This is a genomic window from Sphingomonas lacusdianchii (assembly GCF_022664395.1).
Taxonomy (GTDB): Bacteria; Pseudomonadota; Alphaproteobacteria; order Sphingomonadales; family Sphingomonadaceae; genus Sphingomonas; species Sphingomonas lacusdianchii.
The window spans coordinates 32,316-50,036 of record NZ_JAKRET010000016.1; the positions used below are offsets into that span (position 1 = coordinate 32,316).

20 protein-coding genes are annotated in these 17,721 nt (G+C 67.5%); 13 read left to right on the forward strand and 7 right to left on the reverse strand.

Going from position 1 to position 17,721, the window contains the following annotated elements; genetic code table 11:
- Positions 1 to 114: 114 nt before the first annotated feature.
- A complete protein-coding gene (locus MF607_RS18175) occupies positions 115 to 486 on the forward strand; it encodes a nuclear transport factor 2 family protein (protein ID WP_242121447.1) in 372 nt (123 codons plus the stop codon).
- A gap of 315 nt (positions 487 to 801) precedes the next feature.
- On the opposite strand, the gene MF607_RS18180 is transcribed toward MF607_RS18175, so the two are convergent.
- Complete coding sequence (locus MF607_RS18180) at positions 802 to 1,224, reverse strand: hypothetical protein (RefSeq protein WP_242121448.1); 423 nt, start codon at positions 1,222 to 1,224, stop codon at positions 802 to 804.
- 341 nt (positions 1,225 to 1,565) lie between these two features.
- Here MF607_RS18180 and MF607_RS18185 point away from each other — a divergent pair, with 341 nt between their 5' ends.
- The 5 genes from MF607_RS18185 (at position 1,566) to MF607_RS18205 (ending at position 6,694) form a co-directional block, all read left to right on the forward strand.
- Entirely contained in the window at positions 1,566 to 3,359 is a 1,794-nt protein-coding gene (locus MF607_RS18185) for an ABC transporter ATP-binding protein (RefSeq protein ID WP_242121449.1), read from the forward strand.
- Positions 3,360 to 3,465: 106 nt separating this feature from the next.
- Entirely contained in the window at positions 3,466 to 3,675 is a 210-nt protein-coding gene (locus MF607_RS18190; protein WP_242121455.1) for a hypothetical protein, read from the forward strand.
- A gap of 125 nt (positions 3,676 to 3,800) precedes the next feature.
- Positions 3,801 to 5,519, forward strand: coding sequence for a ubiquinone-dependent pyruvate dehydrogenase (gene poxB / locus MF607_RS18195; protein WP_242121476.1), 1,719 nt, complete (start codon positions 3,801 to 3,803; stop codon positions 5,517 to 5,519).
- A complete protein-coding gene (locus MF607_RS18200) occupies positions 5,519 to 6,031 on the forward strand; it encodes an FUSC family protein (protein ID WP_242121478.1) in 513 nt (170 codons plus the stop codon). The genes poxB and MF607_RS18200 overlap by 1 nt, the downstream gene beginning before the upstream one ends.
- Before the next feature lie 66 nt (positions 6,032 to 6,097).
- Entirely contained in the window at positions 6,098 to 6,694 is a 597-nt protein-coding gene (locus tag MF607_RS18205) for a hypothetical protein (RefSeq protein WP_242121480.1), read from the forward strand.
- A gap of 33 nt (positions 6,695 to 6,727) precedes the next feature.
- Here the strand turns inward: MF607_RS18205 and MF607_RS18210 are convergent, their stop codons facing one another.
- Both MF607_RS18210 and MF607_RS18215 read right to left on the reverse strand, forming a co-directional pair.
- Entirely contained in the window at positions 6,728 to 6,880 is a 153-nt protein-coding gene (locus MF607_RS18210) for a hypothetical protein (RefSeq protein WP_242121482.1), read from the reverse strand.
- Positions 6,881 to 6,999: 119 nt separating this feature from the next.
- Positions 7,000 to 7,146: a hypothetical protein gene (locus MF607_RS18215; RefSeq protein WP_242121484.1), complete on the reverse strand. Its 147-nt coding sequence runs from the start codon at positions 7,144 to 7,146 to the stop codon at positions 7,000 to 7,002.
- 98 nt (positions 7,147 to 7,244) lie between these two features.
- Between MF607_RS18215 and parA the strand changes: the two genes are divergently transcribed.
- The 3 genes from parA to MF607_RS18230 all read left to right on the forward strand — a co-directional run bounded on the left by parA (position 7,245) and on the right by MF607_RS18230 (position 8,437).
- Positions 7,245 to 7,898 carry a ParA family partition ATPase gene (parA, locus tag MF607_RS18220; RefSeq protein WP_242121493.1) on the forward strand — a complete coding sequence of 218 codons (654 nt, stop codon included), beginning with the start codon at positions 7,245 to 7,247 and terminating at the stop codon, positions 7,896 to 7,898.
- Complete coding sequence (locus MF607_RS18225; protein WP_242121495.1) at positions 7,895 to 8,173, forward strand: ribbon-helix-helix domain-containing protein; 279 nt, start codon at positions 7,895 to 7,897, stop codon at positions 8,171 to 8,173. The genes parA and MF607_RS18225 overlap by 4 nt, the downstream gene beginning before the upstream one ends.
- A 123-nt stretch (positions 8,174 to 8,296) precedes the next feature.
- On the forward strand, positions 8,297 to 8,437 hold the full coding sequence (locus tag MF607_RS18230; RefSeq protein WP_242121497.1) for a hypothetical protein: 141 nt from the start codon (positions 8,297 to 8,299) through the stop codon (positions 8,435 to 8,437).
- Positions 8,438 to 8,464: 27 nt separating this feature from the next.
- Here the strand turns inward: MF607_RS18230 and MF607_RS18235 are convergent, their stop codons facing one another.
- From MF607_RS18235 to MF607_RS18250, 4 genes are all read right to left on the reverse strand, one after another.
- Positions 8,465 to 8,968, reverse strand: a complete 504-nt coding sequence (locus MF607_RS18235) for a GFA family protein (protein WP_242121499.1) — start codon at positions 8,966 to 8,968, stop codon at positions 8,465 to 8,467.
- Positions 8,969 to 9,096: 128 nt separating this feature from the next.
- Positions 9,097 to 9,702 carry a class I SAM-dependent methyltransferase gene (locus tag MF607_RS18240; RefSeq protein WP_242121501.1) on the reverse strand — a complete coding sequence of 202 codons (606 nt, stop codon included), beginning with the start codon at positions 9,700 to 9,702 and terminating at the stop codon, positions 9,097 to 9,099.
- Positions 9,699 to 10,844 carry a sensor histidine kinase gene (locus MF607_RS22795; RefSeq protein ID WP_277925991.1) on the reverse strand — a complete coding sequence of 382 codons (1,146 nt, stop codon included), beginning with the start codon at positions 10,842 to 10,844 and terminating at the stop codon, positions 9,699 to 9,701. The genes MF607_RS18240 and MF607_RS22795 overlap by 4 nt, the downstream gene beginning before the upstream one ends.
- Positions 10,845 to 11,024: 180 nt before the next feature.
- Positions 11,025 to 12,209 carry a sigma-54-dependent transcriptional regulator gene (locus MF607_RS18250; protein WP_242121503.1) on the reverse strand — a complete coding sequence of 395 codons (1,185 nt, stop codon included), beginning with the start codon at positions 12,207 to 12,209 and terminating at the stop codon, positions 11,025 to 11,027.
- Between the two features lie 144 nt (positions 12,210 to 12,353).
- Between MF607_RS18250 and MF607_RS18255 the strand changes: the two genes are divergently transcribed.
- The 4 genes from MF607_RS18255 (at position 12,354) to MF607_RS18270 (ending at position 17,707) form a co-directional block, all read left to right on the forward strand.
- Positions 12,354 to 13,655, forward strand: coding sequence for an efflux RND transporter periplasmic adaptor subunit (locus MF607_RS18255; RefSeq protein WP_242121512.1), 1,302 nt, complete (start codon positions 12,354 to 12,356; stop codon positions 13,653 to 13,655).
- A 10-nt stretch (positions 13,656 to 13,665) separates the two neighbouring features.
- The gene (locus tag MF607_RS18260; protein WP_242121515.1) at positions 13,666 to 14,343 is read left to right on the forward strand and encodes an ABC transporter ATP-binding protein; all 678 of its coding nucleotides are present in this window, start codon (positions 13,666 to 13,668) and stop codon (positions 14,341 to 14,343) included.
- Between the two features lie 167 nt (positions 14,344 to 14,510).
- Complete coding sequence (locus MF607_RS18265) at positions 14,511 to 15,260, forward strand: GIN domain-containing protein (protein WP_242121518.1); 750 nt, start codon at positions 14,511 to 14,513, stop codon at positions 15,258 to 15,260.
- Between the two features lie 17 nt (positions 15,261 to 15,277).
- On the forward strand, positions 15,278 to 17,707 hold the full coding sequence (locus tag MF607_RS18270) for an ABC transporter permease (RefSeq protein ID WP_242121528.1): 2,430 nt from the start codon (positions 15,278 to 15,280) through the stop codon (positions 17,705 to 17,707).
- The last annotated feature ends 14 nt before the right edge of the window (positions 17,708 to 17,721 follow it).

Genomic DNA, 17,721 nt, shown 5'->3' on the forward strand with positions numbered 1-17,721 from the left:
GTCGGGTCCGTCCGAGTGAACCAATGCCGACAGGCATTGTCAGTTTGAAGCGCGGTCTGCCTTGCCAGAAGGAATGGCGACAGGCTTCGCGCTTCCGGAAGAGGGGCGATAGCTGTGAGGCTACCTGCAATCATTCAAAGCTACATCGATGCGTACAATCGTAAGGACGCAGCCGCGCTGGTGGCATGTGTCGGCGACGATGTTGTGTTCGAGAACGTATCAAACTCGGGGCAGAGCATGAAGATCGAAGGTCGGGCCGCCTTCGCCGACCTTGCGGAACAAGCGGCCACGATGTTCACGACCCGACATCAGGCCATCACCAACGCAGTCGTTGATGGCGATCGTGTCGCAATGGAGGTTGATTGGACCGGCACCCCGGCTGTCGATCTTGGGCCTATGAAGGCTGGTGAACCGATCGCCATGCGAGGCGCATCGTTCATGACGATCAGGGATGGCTTGCTGACGCGGATCGTGGATTTGAGCTGATTTATGCGACAGGCGCCGGTGTGAGAGGGGCCTTCGGCCCTTCCCATCTCCCGATTCCAATCGGGACGGTCGCTTGGCGTACGATTTTGACCATCTCGTCGGACCCACGGTCGTCACGGTTGCTTGGAAAGCAGGTCATCGGCAGGTGCGCCGATGGCGGCGCCGCACGCGACGGAGGCGAGCAAGGTGGACAAGGACGCCGTCGACGCTCCCGTTCGTGCCGGACCGGGGCTATCCGGCGCGAGTGGATCGGGCGTGGCTGCCTTTGCGGCGATCAGCAGGAAGGCCGCAGGGCCATGTTCGGCCGACGTCCCCTCACCCTTGCTCCAGCCATGAGCGGGCGTCCTCGACCTTTTCGAAAACCCCTGTCTCGGCGGGCAGCGTCAGGCGTTTCTTCTGCATCCGCAGCAGCGCGCCCCCGCCGGCAAAGGCGATCCGGTCGGCAGGGGCGAGGATGCCGGCCAGGTCGGACTGGACATAGGAAAACGCCTCCTGCGGCTGAACGAGTGTCCCCGACAGGTCGACCAGCACGCGTCCCTTGCCGTGGATCCGGCGACTTTTCGTCAACCGTTGCCCGAGATCGGAAAAATGACGCCGGCATGCGTCGCGGTTCCACAGTCCTTCCGGTCGATCGACAAGGATCTTTTCGATATCCGCCGCCAAAAATACCTCCCGGAAACGCCAGAATTTACAATATGATGGTTGGATAATCGGGTTTGTCCGCAACAGTTCCTCCAACTATCGGCGGATATTCGGCCAACATCATGGATTTACGGGATAAGACAATGATATAGTTACATAAATAGTATCTTGCAGGGGTGCATGGCGGGAACGAAAAGCATCGATACGTGCAACCTTCGTCACCTTTCGAAGCGTTGCCCGCCGCCTACCAATTCCCCGTCCGATCGGTTATGGGATCGGCGTCCAGCACGCACGACAGGGAGGGCGACATGACCAATTGCACCATGCCCGCCCCCGGCGATCTTTGGGTCGGTGGCATCCACCACTGACGCCCACGGTCTCCGACCGACCTGCCCCCTGCTGATTACAAGGACCGCGCATCTGCCGCGGAAACTGCCATGACCGACGACGATACCGAGGATCTGTTTCCGCGCGCCTCCGTGCTGCGCGCGGTGCTCGCCTTTACCTTTCGCCACTGGGCGCGCACGCCGTGGCTGGCGGTCGCGTGCGGGGCGGCGATGCTGCTGGCGACGCTGACCGAGGTGTTCGTGCCGCTCTATGCCGGTCGGATGATCGACGCGGTCGGCAGCGGTGCGACGCAGGCGGCATGGTGCGCCTTCGCGGTCATCACCCTGCTCGGCGGGGCGATGGTCGTGCTGCGCCATCTGGGCTGGTGGACGATCACCCCGCTGACGCTGGGCATGATGCGCGACGTGACGCAGGAGGCGTTCGCCCGCGTCCAGCGGCTGTCAACCGACTGGCACGCCAATGCCTTTTCGGGGTCGACGGTCAGGCGGATCACGCGCGGCATGTGGGCGCTCGATACGCTCAACGACGTGCTGCTGCTGTCGCTGCTCCCCTCGCTGACGGTGCTGGTCGGCACGGTCGCGCTGCTGGCGCTGCACTGGCCGTTGCTGGGGCTGGTGATGGGGGTCGGCGCGGTCGGCTACATCACGCTGACCGTGTGGCTGGCGACGCGGGTACTGGCGCCGATCGCGCGGCTGTCGAACCAGTGGGATACCCGGATGGGCGGGGTGCTGGCCGATGCGATCGGCACCAATGCGGTGGTGAAAGCCTTTGGCGGCGAGACGCGCGAGGAGGCGTTGCTGGCGAAGACCGTCGCCAAATGGCGGCGGCGGACGCTGCGCACCTGGCTGGCCTTTACCTGGGCCGGGTCGGGGCAGTTAGCGCTGTTGTGGCTGATCCGCATCGCCGCGACCGGCGCGGCCTTGTGGTTATGGGCGCAGGGGCAGGCGAGTGCCGGTGACATGGCCTATGTCGTCACCAGCTATCTGGTGCTCAACGGATATCTGCGCGACATTGGCCAATATGTGCACCAGTTGCAGCGCGCGGTGAACGAGATGGAGGAGCTGGTCGCGCTCCACGACGAACCGCTGGGCGTTGCCGACCGTGCCGATGCGCGGCCGATCGCGATCGGCGGCGGCGAGATCGTGTTCGATGACGTGACGTTCCGCTATGCCGGGCAGGACCGGCCGCTGTACGAGCGGCTGTCGGTGACGATCGCGGCGGGGCAGCGCGTCGGGCTGGTCGGGCCGTCGGGGTCGGGCAAGACCAGCTTCGTGAAGCTGATCCAGCGGCTCTACGACGTCGATGCCGGGCAGGTGACGATCGACGGGCAGGACGTGGCGCAGGCGACCCAGGCGTCGCTCCGCCGACAAGTCGCGATCGTGCCGCAGGAACCGGTGCTGTTCCACCGGACGCTGGCCGAGAATATCGGCTATGGCCGGCCCGACGCGACCCAGGCGCAGATCGAACAGGCGGCGCGGCTCGCCAACGCCCACGACTTCATCATGGCGCTGCCCAAGGGCTATCGCACGCTGGTCGGCGAACGCGGCGTTAAGCTGTCGGGTGGCGAGCGCCAGCGGGTGGCGATCGCGCGGGCGTTCCTGGCCGATGCGCCGATCCTGATCCTCGACGAGGCGACCTCCAGCCTCGATTCCGAAAGCGAGGCGGCGATCCAGCAGGCGATGGAGCGGTTAATGATCGGCCGCACCGCGATCGTCATCGCCCACCGCCTGTCGACCGTCCGCGCGCTCGACCGCATCCTGGTGTTCGCCGGCGGGCGCATCGTCGAGGACGGCACCCACGATGCGCTGCTCGCGGCGCCGGACGGGCAGTATCGGCGGCTGTTCGAGCGACAGGCGGGGACCGCGGTGGCGGAGATCGCCTGATCGCCCAGGATCGAAAGGTACGCTTCAGACCGAACGGGATGGCGGGGACCCAAAGCCGGCAATGCCTGTTTTCCGGGGGATTTTCGCTAGTATCGGGATGAACCCTATGACGAAGCGCAACGGATATCTGACCGCCGGTGCCCTTGGTGCTGCCATACTCGGGACCATGATGGCCCTTGGCTATGCCGAGGACAGGATCGATACGCGATCGACGGACAGGGCGGCGATCGGCAATTCGCTGTCCGAACGCCAGATGCTGGAGCGGCGTCGCGGGCGGGTGGCCGAGGTAGCGATCGCCGGCACGACCGTGCAATAGGATGATGGCGGCATCGCAGGGCTGCCGTCCTCGAGAAATCCGGCTTGCCGTCATTGCAACCATGCCCACGAAGCCAAACCGCCCGCCCCTCGTTTCGCCCTCGACCATTATTCGAGGGAAACACCATGAAGATCGCCGATCTCATCACCGACACGCTGATCGCGGCGGGTGTCGAGCGGATTTGGGGCGTGACGGGCGATAGCCTGAACGCGATCAATGACAGCCTGCGCCGTTCGGGCGAAATCGAATGGATGCATGTCCGCCATGAGGAGGTCGCGGCCTTTTCGGCGGGCGCGGAGGCGGCGGCTACGGGCAAACTGGCGGTGTGTGCGGGCAGCTGCGGGCCGGGCAATCTCCACCTCATCAACGGGCTGTTCGATTGCCAGCGCAACCGTGCGCCCGTCCTCGCCATCGCCGCGCATATCCCGTCGAGCGAGATCGGCCTGAACTATTTCCAAGAGACGCACCCGACCGAGCTGTTCCGCGAATGCAGCCATTTCTGCGAGATGGTGCAGACCCCCGAACAGATGCCCGAACTGCTCCACCGCGCGCTGCGCACCGCGATCGGCAAGCAGGGGGTGGCGGTGCTGGTGATCCCCGGCGACGTGGCGCTGAAGGATGCGCCGGACAATGCCCGCGCCGATTTCGCGGCCCCCCTGCCCCCGCGCGTCGTGCCACAGGTGCAGGAAATCGCCCGGCTTGCCAAACTGCTCAACAGATCGCAGGCGGTGACGCTGCTCTGTGGGGCTGGCGTGGCGGGTGCGCATAACGAAGTCGTGGCGCTGGCGGCGGCGCTGAACGCCCCGATCGTCCATGCCTATCGCGGCAAGGAATGGATCGAATGGGACAACCCCTATGATGTCGGCATGACCGGGCTGATCGGCTTTTCGTCGGGCTATCATGCGATGATGGAGTGCGACACGCTGCTGATGCTCGGCACCGATTTCCCCTATCGCAACTTCTATCCCGAAAAGGCGAAGATCGCGCAGATCGACCGCGATCCGTCGGCGCTCGGGCGGCGGGCGCAGATCGACGTCGGCATCGTCGGCGATGTGCGCGAGGCGGCGGCGCTGCTCACCCCGCAGATCGCGCCCGATCGCTCCGACGCTTTCCTGACGAAAGCGCGGGCGCATTATGCCAAGGCGCGCGAGGGGCTGGACGACCTCGCCACGGCGCGCGACGGCGACAAGCCGCTGCATCCGCAGTTCGTGGCGAAGGTGGTCGACCGGCTTGCGAGCGAGGATGCGGTGTTCACCGCCGATGTCGGCACGCCGGCGGTGTGGGCGGCGCGCTATCTGACGATGAACGGCCGGCGGCGGCTGATCGGGTCGTTCAATCACGGGTCGATGGCGAATGCGATGCCGCAGGCGCTGGGCGTGCAGGCGGCCTATCCGGGGCGGCAAATCGTGTCGCTGTCGGGTGATGGTGGTCTCACCATGTTGATGGGTGACATGCTGACCGCGGTGCAGATGAACCTGCCGATCAAGATCATCGTCTTCAACAATTCGACACTGGGCTTCGTCGAAATGGAACAGAAGGCGGCGGGTTATGTCGACACCAATGTCGCGCTGAAGAACCCCGATTTCGGCGCGGTCGCGGCGCAGATGGGCTTTTTCGGCGCGCGGGTGACGCGGTCGGACGAGCTGGAGAGCGTGCTGCGTGCCGCCTTCGCCCATGACGGCCCGGCGCTGGTCGATGTGGTGACCGAGACGCTCGAACTCGCTATGCCGCCCAAGATCCAGGCCGAGCAGGTCAAGGGGTTCAGCCTCTACACGCTGCGCGCGATCATGAGCGGGCGCGGCGACGAGGTGCTGGAACTGGCCAAGGCCAATCTGCTGCGGTGATGCCGGGGCGGTTGGCGGCGGCGGCGTTCGTGCTGCGCTGTGCCGGTGCAGCGGTGCTGGCGCTGCCGATCGCGTCGTGGGCGGGGCTCGATCATCCGGTCTGGGCGACGGTATCGGCGCTGGTCGTGTCGCAGGACCGGTTGGGCGATACCCGGCGGACGCTGGGCTGGCGGCTCGTGGCGACGGCGGTCGGGATCGGGGTGGCGATCGCGGTCGGCAGCCTATTGGCCGGGGCCGGGCCGGGCGTGACTCTGGGCGTGGCCGTCGCGATCTGCGCCGCGCTGGTCCGCTGGCGGAGCGACCTGCGGCTGTCGATGTGGACCGCGGCGATCGTGCTGCTGACGGTGGCACCGGGCCAGGGCGTCGCCCAAGCCGGCTTCGCACGCGGGGTCGAGGTGCTGATCGGCTGCCTGGTCGGTGCAGCGCTGATCAATTGGCGGAGATGGCGGTGTTCCGCCCGCACCGATCCGACGGTTGACATGTCGGGGTGTCGACATGTCGATTCATCGTAAGCGTTCGAAACCGTTTGGCTTCCAATAGCGTGCATTGTCGTTCGTGGAGGTTCCGGTAAGATTGGCTTGGCCGCATTCTTTCTGATCGCGTCGGTCGAGCAGACCCCGACCGAGACCGCATTCCAGCGCGGTATCGCCGAGAACGCAGCGTTTCGCCGCCAACAGTTCATCGCCGCCGGCCGGATGCCAATCGAGGATGCCGCGAGAAGCGGCCGGAATGTTCGCCGTTTGCAGGTCTCGGTCTGGCTTCCGGGCCGTCCGCCGACCATGGAGATTGAGCGCCATCGCGACGATCAGGTGACGCTGCTTCTGACGTGGAACGACAAACCCGCCGAGCGTCATGTCATCGCCGCTTCGATCTGGCAGGAACTCACTGCTCTGGACGCGGCGGTCTACGCGCCCGAAACCTATGATCCGAAACGCATCGGAAAGGTCCCGAACGGTTCCGTCGGCTGCCACGGTGACCGGGCCAGCTTTGAGGCGAATGTCGACGGGCAGGTGCGCACGGCGGGCGCCGCGCAATGTTTTCCACGGCTCGAATCCTTCAATCCGGCAAAGCTCGCCGTCATCAGGCTGTTCACGCAAGCGGCGGTGAAGACGCGGAATGATTGTGTCTTCGACGAAACCAAGCCGGCAGACTCGTTCGTGCAGTGCTTCCAATAACGAAGCGGGGAAACGACCGGTAACCGGGCTACGCTAGCCGCAGCCGTGATCGCAGAAGCGGAAGGCGATGTAGAAGGCAGCGGCCAACGGCAGGGCGAGCAGCAACAGGCACCCCCAGCCCAGCAGCTTATATTCGAGTTCGGGCTCGTCGCTCCACCGGAATGGCTCTGGATCCTCGTCGTCCACGGCGACATCCTATCCAGATGGCGGACGCTGCCAAGGTTCGCAGGGGCTTTTGCAGGGAAGCGATGGGGCCGGCCCACCAACGCCCTCCCGCGCCGCAACACGCCTCATACCCCATGGTATCAGCCAATCGGCTTCGGCCGCATCAGCAACCACATCGGGGGCAAGCCGAGCGGAAACGGGAAGGCGGCGATCGTCATCAGTAGGACGAGGAACGGCCCTGCCTTATCCAGCGTCCCGATTGCTATCGCTTCGACGAACGCCTTCATCGCCGCAGCATAAAACATGGGATGAATCGACCGGCAATACCCGTTCCGACACCTCGACAGCTTGACCTGTCGGCATGTCGACACGTAGAAGCAACGACATGCCGACAATAGCCATCATCAGCCAGAAGGGCGGCGCGGGAAAGACGACGCTGGCGCTGCACCTTGCTGCCGCCGCACAGGCGTCGGGCCGGGTCGCGCTGGTCGTCGATACCGATCCGCAGGCGACCGCCAGCCAATGGGCATCGTGGCGCGGCGAGGCGCCTCCCGAAGTCATCGACAGCCCCCCGCCCCGTTTGGCCGCCAAGATCGCCGCTGCGACCGCGCAAGGCGCCGAGGTCATCGTGATCGACACGCCGCCGCATGCCGACAGCGCGGCGCGCGCCGCAGTTGAGGCGGCGGACCTGGTGCTGATCCCGTGCCGGCCGAGCGCGTTCGACCTGTCGGCGATCCAGACCACCGCCAAGTTGGTGCAGCTGCTGCGCCGTCCGGCGTTCGTTGTGTTCACCGCCGGCCCGCCCAATGCGCCGCGCGTGTATCAGGAGGCTGGCGAGCTGGTCGACAGCTTCGGCACACCGCCCTGCCCCGTGCTGCTGCCTGATCGTGCCGCATACCGCCATGCCAGTGCCGAGGGGCGCACAGTCATGGAAAGCGAACCCGCCGGCAAGGCGGCCGAAGAGGTTCGCGAACTCTACAAGTGGACATGTCGACAGCTCGACATGCCGGCCCCCCGTTTCCGGAAAGTCATGGCATGAGCCGCAAACCGTCCTTCGCCAATCTTCGCGACCGCGCGACCCCGCCGCCCCCTGCGCCGGCGGCCCCCGCCGCACCGGCCGATGCCGCCGTTGCTGACGCCAAGGGCCCGGCGAGCCGACAGGGCCGCAAGCAGATCGCCGGCTTCTTCACGCCCGACATGTCGCTGGCGATGCACATGCTGGCGAGGCGGCAGGACCGCAGCCTGCAGGCGCTGATGGCCGAGGCGTTCAACGACGTGCTGCGCAAATATGGCGAGAGCCCGATCGGGGAATAGGCTGTCGACGGCTCTACCTGTCGACACGTCGATCGGTTATGGTCGGCGACTGGACCCAAATTTTCTGCTCTATGTCCGATCAGGATCATGGACAGGGCGCGTTCCAGATTGCAAGAAACCCCGATGGACCTGTCCCGCGAATTCATGGCCTATGCGATCATCGGTGTCGTCGCGCTGATCGTCATACCCTGGGCGATCGTCGCCTATCGCCGCCGCCAGCGCCGCCGCCTGCGCCAACGCGGGATCAAACGCTACGGCCACTGACGTCGACCTGTCGACAGGTCGACGGCATCAGTCGCGATGTTCGACCGTGTCGCCAGTGATCGCGGCCCATGGGTGGCGGGTTTGTTCCCAGTCCGACACCGTGGGCGGCGGAAATTGCGGGTCGGCAAAGGCGCCGACGGGAATCGCGACCTCGCCCGGCCGGGCATCGTTGGTATAGGCGAGCGTCGATCCGCAGGTCGCGCAGAAGCGATAGGTCGTGCGGGTGCCGTCGCCCTCCAGCGCCGACCAGCGACTGGTCGGCCCGTCCAGCGATACGCGGTCCTGGGCGAAGCGGGCGTCGACCGCGAACGCGCTGCCGCTGCGGCGCTGACTGTCGGGGGAATGGTTGACCAGCACGCGCAGCGGTGCGCCGGTGCAGATGGCACGGACCGAGCCGCAGCGACAGGTGGCGAGCCGTCGGGTGGTGTCGACCGGGGGCGCGACCGGCGCGGCGAGCGGTTTCGCGATCAGCGTGCGGCGCAGCGGCTTGCCGCGCATCGCATCGATATCGCCGGGGGGCAGCGCGCTCATCGACGGTCACCGCGCGACGGCCCGGGTGACGGGATGCGCCGGTGCGTGGCGGAAAGATCGCGACGGTGCTGCGATGGTTGCCGGCCGTCCACGGACAATCACGATCCTCGTTACCAATTCGTCCGACCTTAGGCCCGATCCGTCGACCCGGCAACTGCCGTAAACCAGTCATTTCCGCCAGTATCGGCAATTATCCGAGGGGGATGGAAGCCGGCACCGGCCAACAGCGCACGATAGGCGCCCTCGCCCAGCGACCGCGACACCCGCCCGGTCAGCATGTCGCGCCACGTCGCGGCGATCCGCGGGGCGGTGAACAGGAAGCCGCCGCCGGGGTGGAGCGCCCGTCCGACACGCGCGATCAGCGCCGCCTGTGCCGCCTGTGCCGCCTGTGCCGCCTCGGGCAGCAGGAACAACAGCCCGACCGCGACCGCGCCGTCGAAGCGGCGGCCGAAGAAGCGACTGTCCTCGGCGGCTTCGAAGGCGGTATCGGCATCGGGCACGGCGCGGCGGAAGGCGGCAAGCAGGGTCGGGGAGGGATCGATCCCAGCGAGGCGGTGGCCCGCTTCGGCTAGTGTCGTCGCGACCGGCCAGCCACTGCCGCAACCGATGTCGAGGATCGAGCTACCCAAGGGCAGGGCGCGGGCCCAGTCGCGCACGACCTCGACGCCGATGTCCGAGCGTGTGGCAAGGAAGCGGTCGGCGATCAAATCATAGCCGTTCGACCTGTCGGTCATTCGACAATTCGACCTGTCGACATGTCGGACAGGGTCAGGCGGAAGCAGGTCGCGTGTGTGTCGCTGAGCGTCAGCTCGCCGCCATGGGCGCGGGCGATGCGGCGTGCGAGCGTCAGGCCGATGCCCGAGCCACCCGCCTTGTCGGTGTGGAACGGGCGGAAGATGCGCACGCGATCGGCGGCGGCGATGCCGGGGCCGCTGTCCTGCACCTCCGCCACGAAACCATGGTCGGCGCGTAGGGTCAGCGCGACCCGTGCCGGCGCGTCCGCAGCGAGCGCGGCTTCGGCGCCGTTCTGGAGCAATGCCCAGAGTGCCTGCACCATCTGGTCATGGTCGATCTGGGCGGTCCCTTCGGCTTGGACGGTCAGCGTCACCGCTTCGCCGAACCGCCCGCGGAACAGTCGCGCTAGATCGTCGGCCAGTTCGCCGAGCGCGACCGGGCCGGGCACCGGATCGGGCAGGCGGGCGAGTTCGCGATAGGCGCGGGTGAACCCCTCCAGCCCCTCGACACGGCGGGCAAGGGTGGAAAGGATATCGCCGAGCATCGCGTCGCCGCGGGCGGCGGCGGTCATTGCGCTGTCGGCCAGCGACACGATCGGCGACAAGCCGTTGAGCAGTTCGTGGCCGAGAATGTCGATCATCTCGTCGCTGGCGCGTTCCTGCGCGGCATGTTCCTCCGCCGCGATGTCGATCAGCGCGGCGAGGCGGGTGTCGGGGCCGAGCGTCACGGCATCGATCCGCCAGCGCCGCCCGGCATGGCGCAGATGCCGTGCGGCGGGATCGGTGAGCGCGGGTGGTGGCGCGGTCAGCCGGTCGTCGGCGACGAACAGCGCGCGTGCGGCGCGGTTGATCGCGCGGACCTGCGCCGCGTCGATGCGCAGCAATGGGACGGGCACCTGATCGAGCAGCGCCGCGATCGGCAGCGTGTCGTGCGCCGTCGCGGGCGGGGCGGGGCTGGCCGCGGCGCGGCGCAGTGCGATCCAGCAGCCGAGCGCCAGCGCCCAGGCGATGATGCCGAGCGTGCCGAGCAGCGACCCCCACACGCCCGCCTGCCACGCCAGTACCAGCCCCGCGCCGCCAAGGGTGAGGGTGATGCCCGATCCGAGCGCGGCGAGGGTGCGGCGGTGTTCGGGGGTCAGCATGGGCGGTATATCGCGATGCGCCGGCGGTCGCCGACCTTTGCCCGGATACGGGGGTGGGGGTGCAAGCGGTCCGTACCCCCGCGCAGGCGGGGGCCCAGGGTGATGAAGCGCGACCGTGGTTCCGCGTGGCTCTGGACCGCCGCCTGCGCGGGGGTACGACAGAAGGTAGAAGGGCAGGGCCTACAACCCATGGCGCGCCATCCGCCGGTACAGTGCGCCGCGGCTCAGCCCGAGTGCTGCCGCGGCATGGCTGACATTGTGGCGATGTTCGCGCAGTGCCGCTTCGATCACCGCGCGTTCGTTTTCGTCGAGGTCGAAGCGCACCGGCGCATCCGCCGCGACGACCGCCACCGGCTCGGGTGCGAGCAGCGCGGTGTCGATCGTGCCGTCGCCGAGCAGGACCGCGCGCTCGATCGCCACCGCCAGTCCGCGCACCTCGTCGGGCCAGGGGCCGCGCAGGATCCGCGCCTCGGCAGCGGGGGTGAAGGCGGGGACCGCCCGCCCATGCAGCGCCGCCGCCATCCGCAGGAAATGGCGCGCGAGCAGCAGCGCATCGTCGCCACGTGTGGTGAGTGGCGGCACCGCGATCTCGACCGTGGCGATGCGGCGGGCGAGTGCTGGCAGGATGCCGCTCGCGCTGTCGGCGATGGCGATGCAGCGCGTGTCGGCGGGCAGCCGCGCCAGCAGCCGCGCCTGCCCGACCTCGCCCAGACGGTCGGGATGGCGGAGTAGGATCGTCGACGTGTCGACAATCTGACTCCATGCTGTATCGTCGCGCAGGTCGATGACCGGCATCGCCACCCCGGCATCGGCGGAGGCAGCGTGAAGCGCGGCGGCGGTCAGGCCGCGTCCCGATCCGGCGGGACCGGTCACCACCACCCCGGCGCGGGTCGGGCCAATGCGCCGGATCAGATCGCGCAAAGTCGCCATCGCCGCACTGTCGCCCAGCAGCCGCGCCGGTTCGGTCGTCATCGGCTGCGGTGTTGCCGCGACCGGCACCTGCGCGCGTGCGGCGGTGGCGATGCGGGCGAGCAGGTCGGCATTGCCCCACGGCTTCATGATGAAATCGCGTGCCCCCGCGCGCATCGCCTCCACCGCGATACGCACGCCGCTATGCGCGGTGATGACGACGATGGCTGCTGCCGGATCGTCGGACAGGATGCGCGCCAGCAGCTTCAGCCCCTCCGCGCCATCGGTGCGCCCGGCGGCATAGTTCATGTCGAGCAGGATCACGTCGTAGCGGGCGGCGGCGAGCCGGGAGAGTGCCTCCTCGGGCGTTGCGGCGGCATCGATGCGGTGTCCGCCGAGGCGCACCGCGAGTGCGATCGATTCGGCGATGCTGGCATTGTCGTCGATCAGCAGCACGTTCAGCCCGCTTGACGGGCCCGGCTCCTGTCCATTTTCGGACAGTGCGTCCGGACATGGACGGTCACTTGTCCGCCCATCGGATGAATATCGTTCGGTTATAGGCACTTAGGATTTTCCGCCCGGATCGGTGACACTGTGTCCATGATGACCGAACCGACACAGGGCGCAAGCAGCACGACGACCGGGCAGGGGACGGCCCCCGGTGCCGCCATGGACCGCCGCGTGGAGCGCTCCCGCGCCCGCTGGTGGCGGCGGCGTCCGCTGTGGATCGCGGTGACGCTGGTGTTGGCGGCGGTCGCGCTGTGGCGCTTCCTGCCCGCCGCCGGATCGACCGATATCGATGCCGACCGGATCGAGACCGGCGAAGTGACCCGCGCCGCGTTCGACGATTACCTGCCGGTGCGTGGGGTCGTAGCACCCCGGCTGACCACGCTGGTCGGGGTGCTGTCAGGCGGGCAGGTCGAGACCTTGCTGGTGCAGGACGGGGCGATGGTCGCCGCCGGACAGCCGCTGGCGAGGCTCGCCAATCCCGAACTGCGCCTCGAGGTGCTGACCCGCGAGGCGGCGATCGCCAGCCAGTTGGGCGCGGTCGCGGGTGAGGGGCTGGGGATCGAGCGCAGCCGGCTCGACCGGTCGGCGCAGGTGGCACAGGCCGAATACGACCTCATCAAGGCGCGCCGCGACCTCGCCATCCGCCAGCAGCTGTTCGACAAGGGCATCGTGTCCGAAGCGGGCGTCGCCGGCTATCGCGCCGAGGCCGACTATCAGGCCCGCCGCCTCGCGCAGCTGCGCGCTGGCAGCAGCACCGAGGCGCGGATCACCGCGACGCAAGGGGCGCGGCTTGCCGATACGCAGGCGCGGCTCGCCGGCAATCTCGCGGCGGTGCGCGGCGGCCTGTCGGCGCTGACCATCCGCGCCCCCGCCGCCGGGCGGCTGACCAACTTCACGCTGCAGCCCGGCCAGACGCTGAAGCCCGGCGATCCCGCAGGACAGGTCGACAGCGAGGGATCGTGGAAGCTGGAGGCCGATGTCGACGAATTCTATCTCGGCCGCGTTGCGGTGGGGCAGAAGGCACGGGCCGATGGCGCGACGCTGACCGTGTCGAAAGTCCTGCCGGCGGTGAAGGACGGGCGGTTTCGGGTCGAGCTTACCTTCGACAACGCGCCGGCCAAGCTTAACCGCGGCCAGACCATCGATATCCGCATCACGCTGGGCGCCGCGTCCAAGGCGGTGGTCGCTCCGGTCGGTGGATGGCTGGCGGCGGAAAATGGCGCCTTTGCCTTCGTCCTCGATAGCGACGGCACCCATGCCACGCGCCGCGCGGTCCGGATCGGCCGCCGCAATCCGGAAGTGGTCGAGATCCTATCGGGACTGAATCCCGGCGACCGCATCGTCACCAGCAATCTGTCGACCGTGAAGGGCGACACCATCAACATACACTAAGGGGGGACCGATGATCCGTCTCGAGAATATCCAGCGCCGCTATGTCTCCGACGAGGTCGAGACGACCGCGCTGGCCGACATCAACCTTCATGTCGAAGCGGGCGAGTTCGTCGCGATCATGGGCCCGTCGGGCTGCGGCAAGTCGACCTTGCTCAATACGCTCGGCACCGTTGATCGCCCGACCGGCGGCAAATATCTGTTCGGTGAGCGCGATCTTGCCGCGCTCGATGAAAAGGACCTCGCGAAATTTCGGGGATGGACGCTCGGCTTCGTGTTCCAGAGCTTCAACCTGATCGACGAACTGACGATCGAGGAAAATGTCGCGCTCGGCCTCGCCTATCGCAGCGATGCGGGTGACCGGAAGGGGCGGGTGGCCGCCGCCATGGACAAGGTCGGCATCGCGCATCGCGCCCGCCATTTCCCGCACCAGCTCTCGGGCGGGCAGCAGCAGCGCGCGGCCATCGCCCGCGCGATCGTCGGCGATCCGAAACTGATCCTGGCGGATGAACCGACCGGCAATCTCGACACCGCCAATGGCGAGCAGGTGATGAACATCCTGGGCGCACTCAACGATGACGGCGCGACCATCGTGATGGTCACCCACTCGCCCGCCCATGCCGATATGGCCAGGCGCCGCATCGACATGCTCGACGGGCGCATCGTCGCCAGCGCGATGCGGGCGATGTGATGCGGCCAGGCCGACCCCTGTTCCTGCGGACCCCCGCGCAGGCGGGGGTCCAGGGCCACACCAACCAACCTTCACGTTTGCTGCTCTGGATCCCCGCCTGTGCGGGGATACGGCCCCGGGCCGGTGGCGGCGCATTACCCCTTTCCTCCCGACCGGAGACCTGCCCCATGAAACCGCTCCTCACCCTCGCGCTGCTTGCCTCCGCCGTGCCGACCCCGGCGCTGGCACAGGAGACGCGCAGCTTCGCCGCCGCCGGGTTCGACCGCATCGACGTGCGCGGCTGCGACCATGTCGCCATCACCTTCGGCGCAGGCTTCGCCGTCCGAGCGCAGGGCCAGGCGGGGTCGCTGGCGGCGATCGGCGTCGCGGTGCGTGGCCGGGTGCTGACGCTGCTGCGTGCCAAGAGCAGCTGTGACAGCCGCCAGAACAAGCCCGCCGCGAACATCACCATCACCCTGCCGCGCCTTGCGGCGGTGCAAGCCAGCGGCACCGGATCGGTCCGCATCGCCGCGTTCGATACGCCGTCGTTCGAGGCGCGGATGAGTGGTACCGGCGCCCTCGCCATCGACGGCCTGCGCGCCACCCGCGCGACGATCGATGTATCGGGCACCAGCACCGCAACGCTGCGCGGGGTGCGGGCGTCGCGGCTGTCGCTGGACCTTAGCGGCACCGGTCGCATCGTCGCCGATGGCCGCACCGACGCGCTGGCGATCGACGCCAGTGGGACTGGACATGTCGACACCTCGACACTTACCACCGCCGCATTGTCGGTCGATGCCAGCGGCACCGGATCGGTCCGCGCGCAGGTGAACGGCCCGGCGGGGATCGACGCCAGCGGCATCACCCGCGTGACCGTCACCGGTCGCCCGCAATGCGCGGTGTCGAAGAGCGGCATGGCCCGCGTCACCTGCGGCTGATCGGAGAGGGGGGAGCCATGAACCGTTTCACGCTGCTGTCGCTTTATCGCTCGCTTGTGCGCCACAAGCTGTATGCCGCGCTCAACATCGGTGGGTTGGCGGTCGGGATCGCGGTGTTCCTGATCCTCGGCCTCTATGTCCGGTTCGAGACCAGCTACGAGAAAGGGCTGCCCGATCACGACAAGACCTATGTCGTGCAGACGACCTGGACGCTGGCCAACAGCCCGATCAACGGTACCTTCGCATGGACGATGGGCGGGCTGCTCGACCAGATGCGCGAAGATTTTCCGGGCGTCGTCGGCACGCGGATCAATGGCGGCGGCAATGCCGGATCGATCCTGGCGGGTGGACGCGCGACGCCAGTGGATGCGGCGCAGGTTGACGCCAATTTCTTTCAAATATTCCGGTTACCGCTGGTTGCCGGCGACGCTGCGACCGCACTGGCGCAGCCGGGCAATGCCGCGATCGACGAACAGACCGCGCACGCCTATTTCGGCAACCGCGATCCGATCGGGCAGACGCTGGTCCTGTCGATGGATAAGGTGCGGACGTATCGTGTGGCGGCGGTATTCCGCGACCTGCCCAAGAATACCGATTTGAAGCTGTCGGTACTGGTGCCGCTCACCCGCGAGATGGGAACCGAAAACTGGTATCATTGGGGCAGCACGAACCTGCAGACCTACCTACGCTTCGATACGCCCGCCGCCGCGCGCGCGTTCGAAGGCAAGCTGACCGCGTTCGTCGACCGGCGCGGCAAGGAACTGGCCGATGTCGGTGAAAAACCGTCGTCGGTGCAGCAACTGAGCCTGTTGCCGCTTGCCGACCTGCATCTCGAACCGCAGGGGAACGACAGCAGCAGCGCCAAGACGACCGTTGTCACGTTGGGGCTGGTCGGCGTGCTGACGCTGCTGATCGCGGTAGTCAATTACATTAACCTCGCCACCGCCCGCGCAGGGCTTCGCGCGCGCGAAGTGGCGATGCGCAAGGTGTTGGGCGCCGATCGCGGTACGCTGGTCCGCCAGTTTCTGGGCGAAGCGGTGCTAACTGTCGCCATTGCCGCGCTGGGCGGACTGATCCTTGCTGAGCTGGGACTGCCGCTAGTCAATGCCGCAGGCGGACTGTCGCTGACCCTGCCATATGAGGTCGTGGTACCGGCGCTGGTAATGCTGACGGCAGTCGTCGGCGTACTGGCGGGGGTCTATCCTGCCATCCTGCTGTCGCGCTTTCCGGCTGCGTCGGTGCTGGCATCGGCGCGGTCGCCGGGCGGCGGGCGGGCGGGTACGCGCATTCGCGAACTGCTGGTGATCGGGCAGTTCGGCCTCGCCATCGCCTTCATGATCGGCACCGCTGTGCTGGTCGCGCAGACCCGCCATGTCCGCGCGACCGATGTCGGTTTTCAGCGTGAAGCGCTGATCGTGCTGCAATCGACCGCGGATTCGGCGGTGCCGAAGGATCGCCTGCCCTCGATCCTGACCTCGCTCCGCGCATTGCCGCAGGTCAAGGACGTGACGGTGTCAAATGCGGCCGCCGGGGGCAGCGGCGATTACAACAGCGACAATGTGCCGCTGCCCGGTGTCGCCGGACCGGGACCGTCACTCAAATGGGAACTGGTCAGCCCGCGCTTCTTCGAAACCCATGGTACGCGGCTGTTGGCCGGGCGCTGGTTCGGTGATGCCTATGGCAAGGACGATGTGTATTCGCTGGATCAGTCGAAGGGGTTCAATATCGTCATCAATCGCCGCGCGCTCTCGACGCTGGGCTTCGCTAGTCCCGAGGCCGCGATCGGCAAGACGGTCGGCGGCGATCGCCCGCGGACCATTGTCGGCGTGGTTGAAAACATGCGTTTCGACACCCCGCGCAAGGCGCTGCCGCCAACCTATTACCTCTATTACCGCCTGCCCGAGAAGATCGGCACCTCGGTCACGACGATCCGGACGACCGGCGATCCGCGCAGCGCAATGCGGGCGGTGCAGGCGCTGTGGCAGCGGATGATGCCGCAGGTGCCGTTCAACGCCAAGACCGCCGATGAACGCCTCGCCGACTTCTACGAAGCCGACGACCGTGCCACGCGGCTGTTCGGGATTGGGGCGGGGCTTGCCGTGCTGATCGGCTGCGTCGGGCTATGGGGCCTTGCCTCGTTCAACACGCAGCGCCGGGTGAAGGAGATCGGCATCCGCAAGACGCTGGGCGCGTCGTCGCTCGATATCGTCAAGCTGCTGGTCGGGCAGTTCCTGCGCCCCGTCCTGATCGCGAACCTCGTCGCATGGCCGCTCGCCTTCTTCGCGATGCGGACGTGGCTGGCAGGGTTCGAGGACGCGATCCCGCTGTCGCCACTGTTCTTCGCCGGCGCGACTGCGGTGGCGCTGCTGGTCGCGGTGCTGACCGTGCTCGGCCAGTCGCTCCGCGCAAGCCGCGCCGCCCCGGCCTGGGCCTTGCGGCACGATTGAGGAAGTGGGCTCCG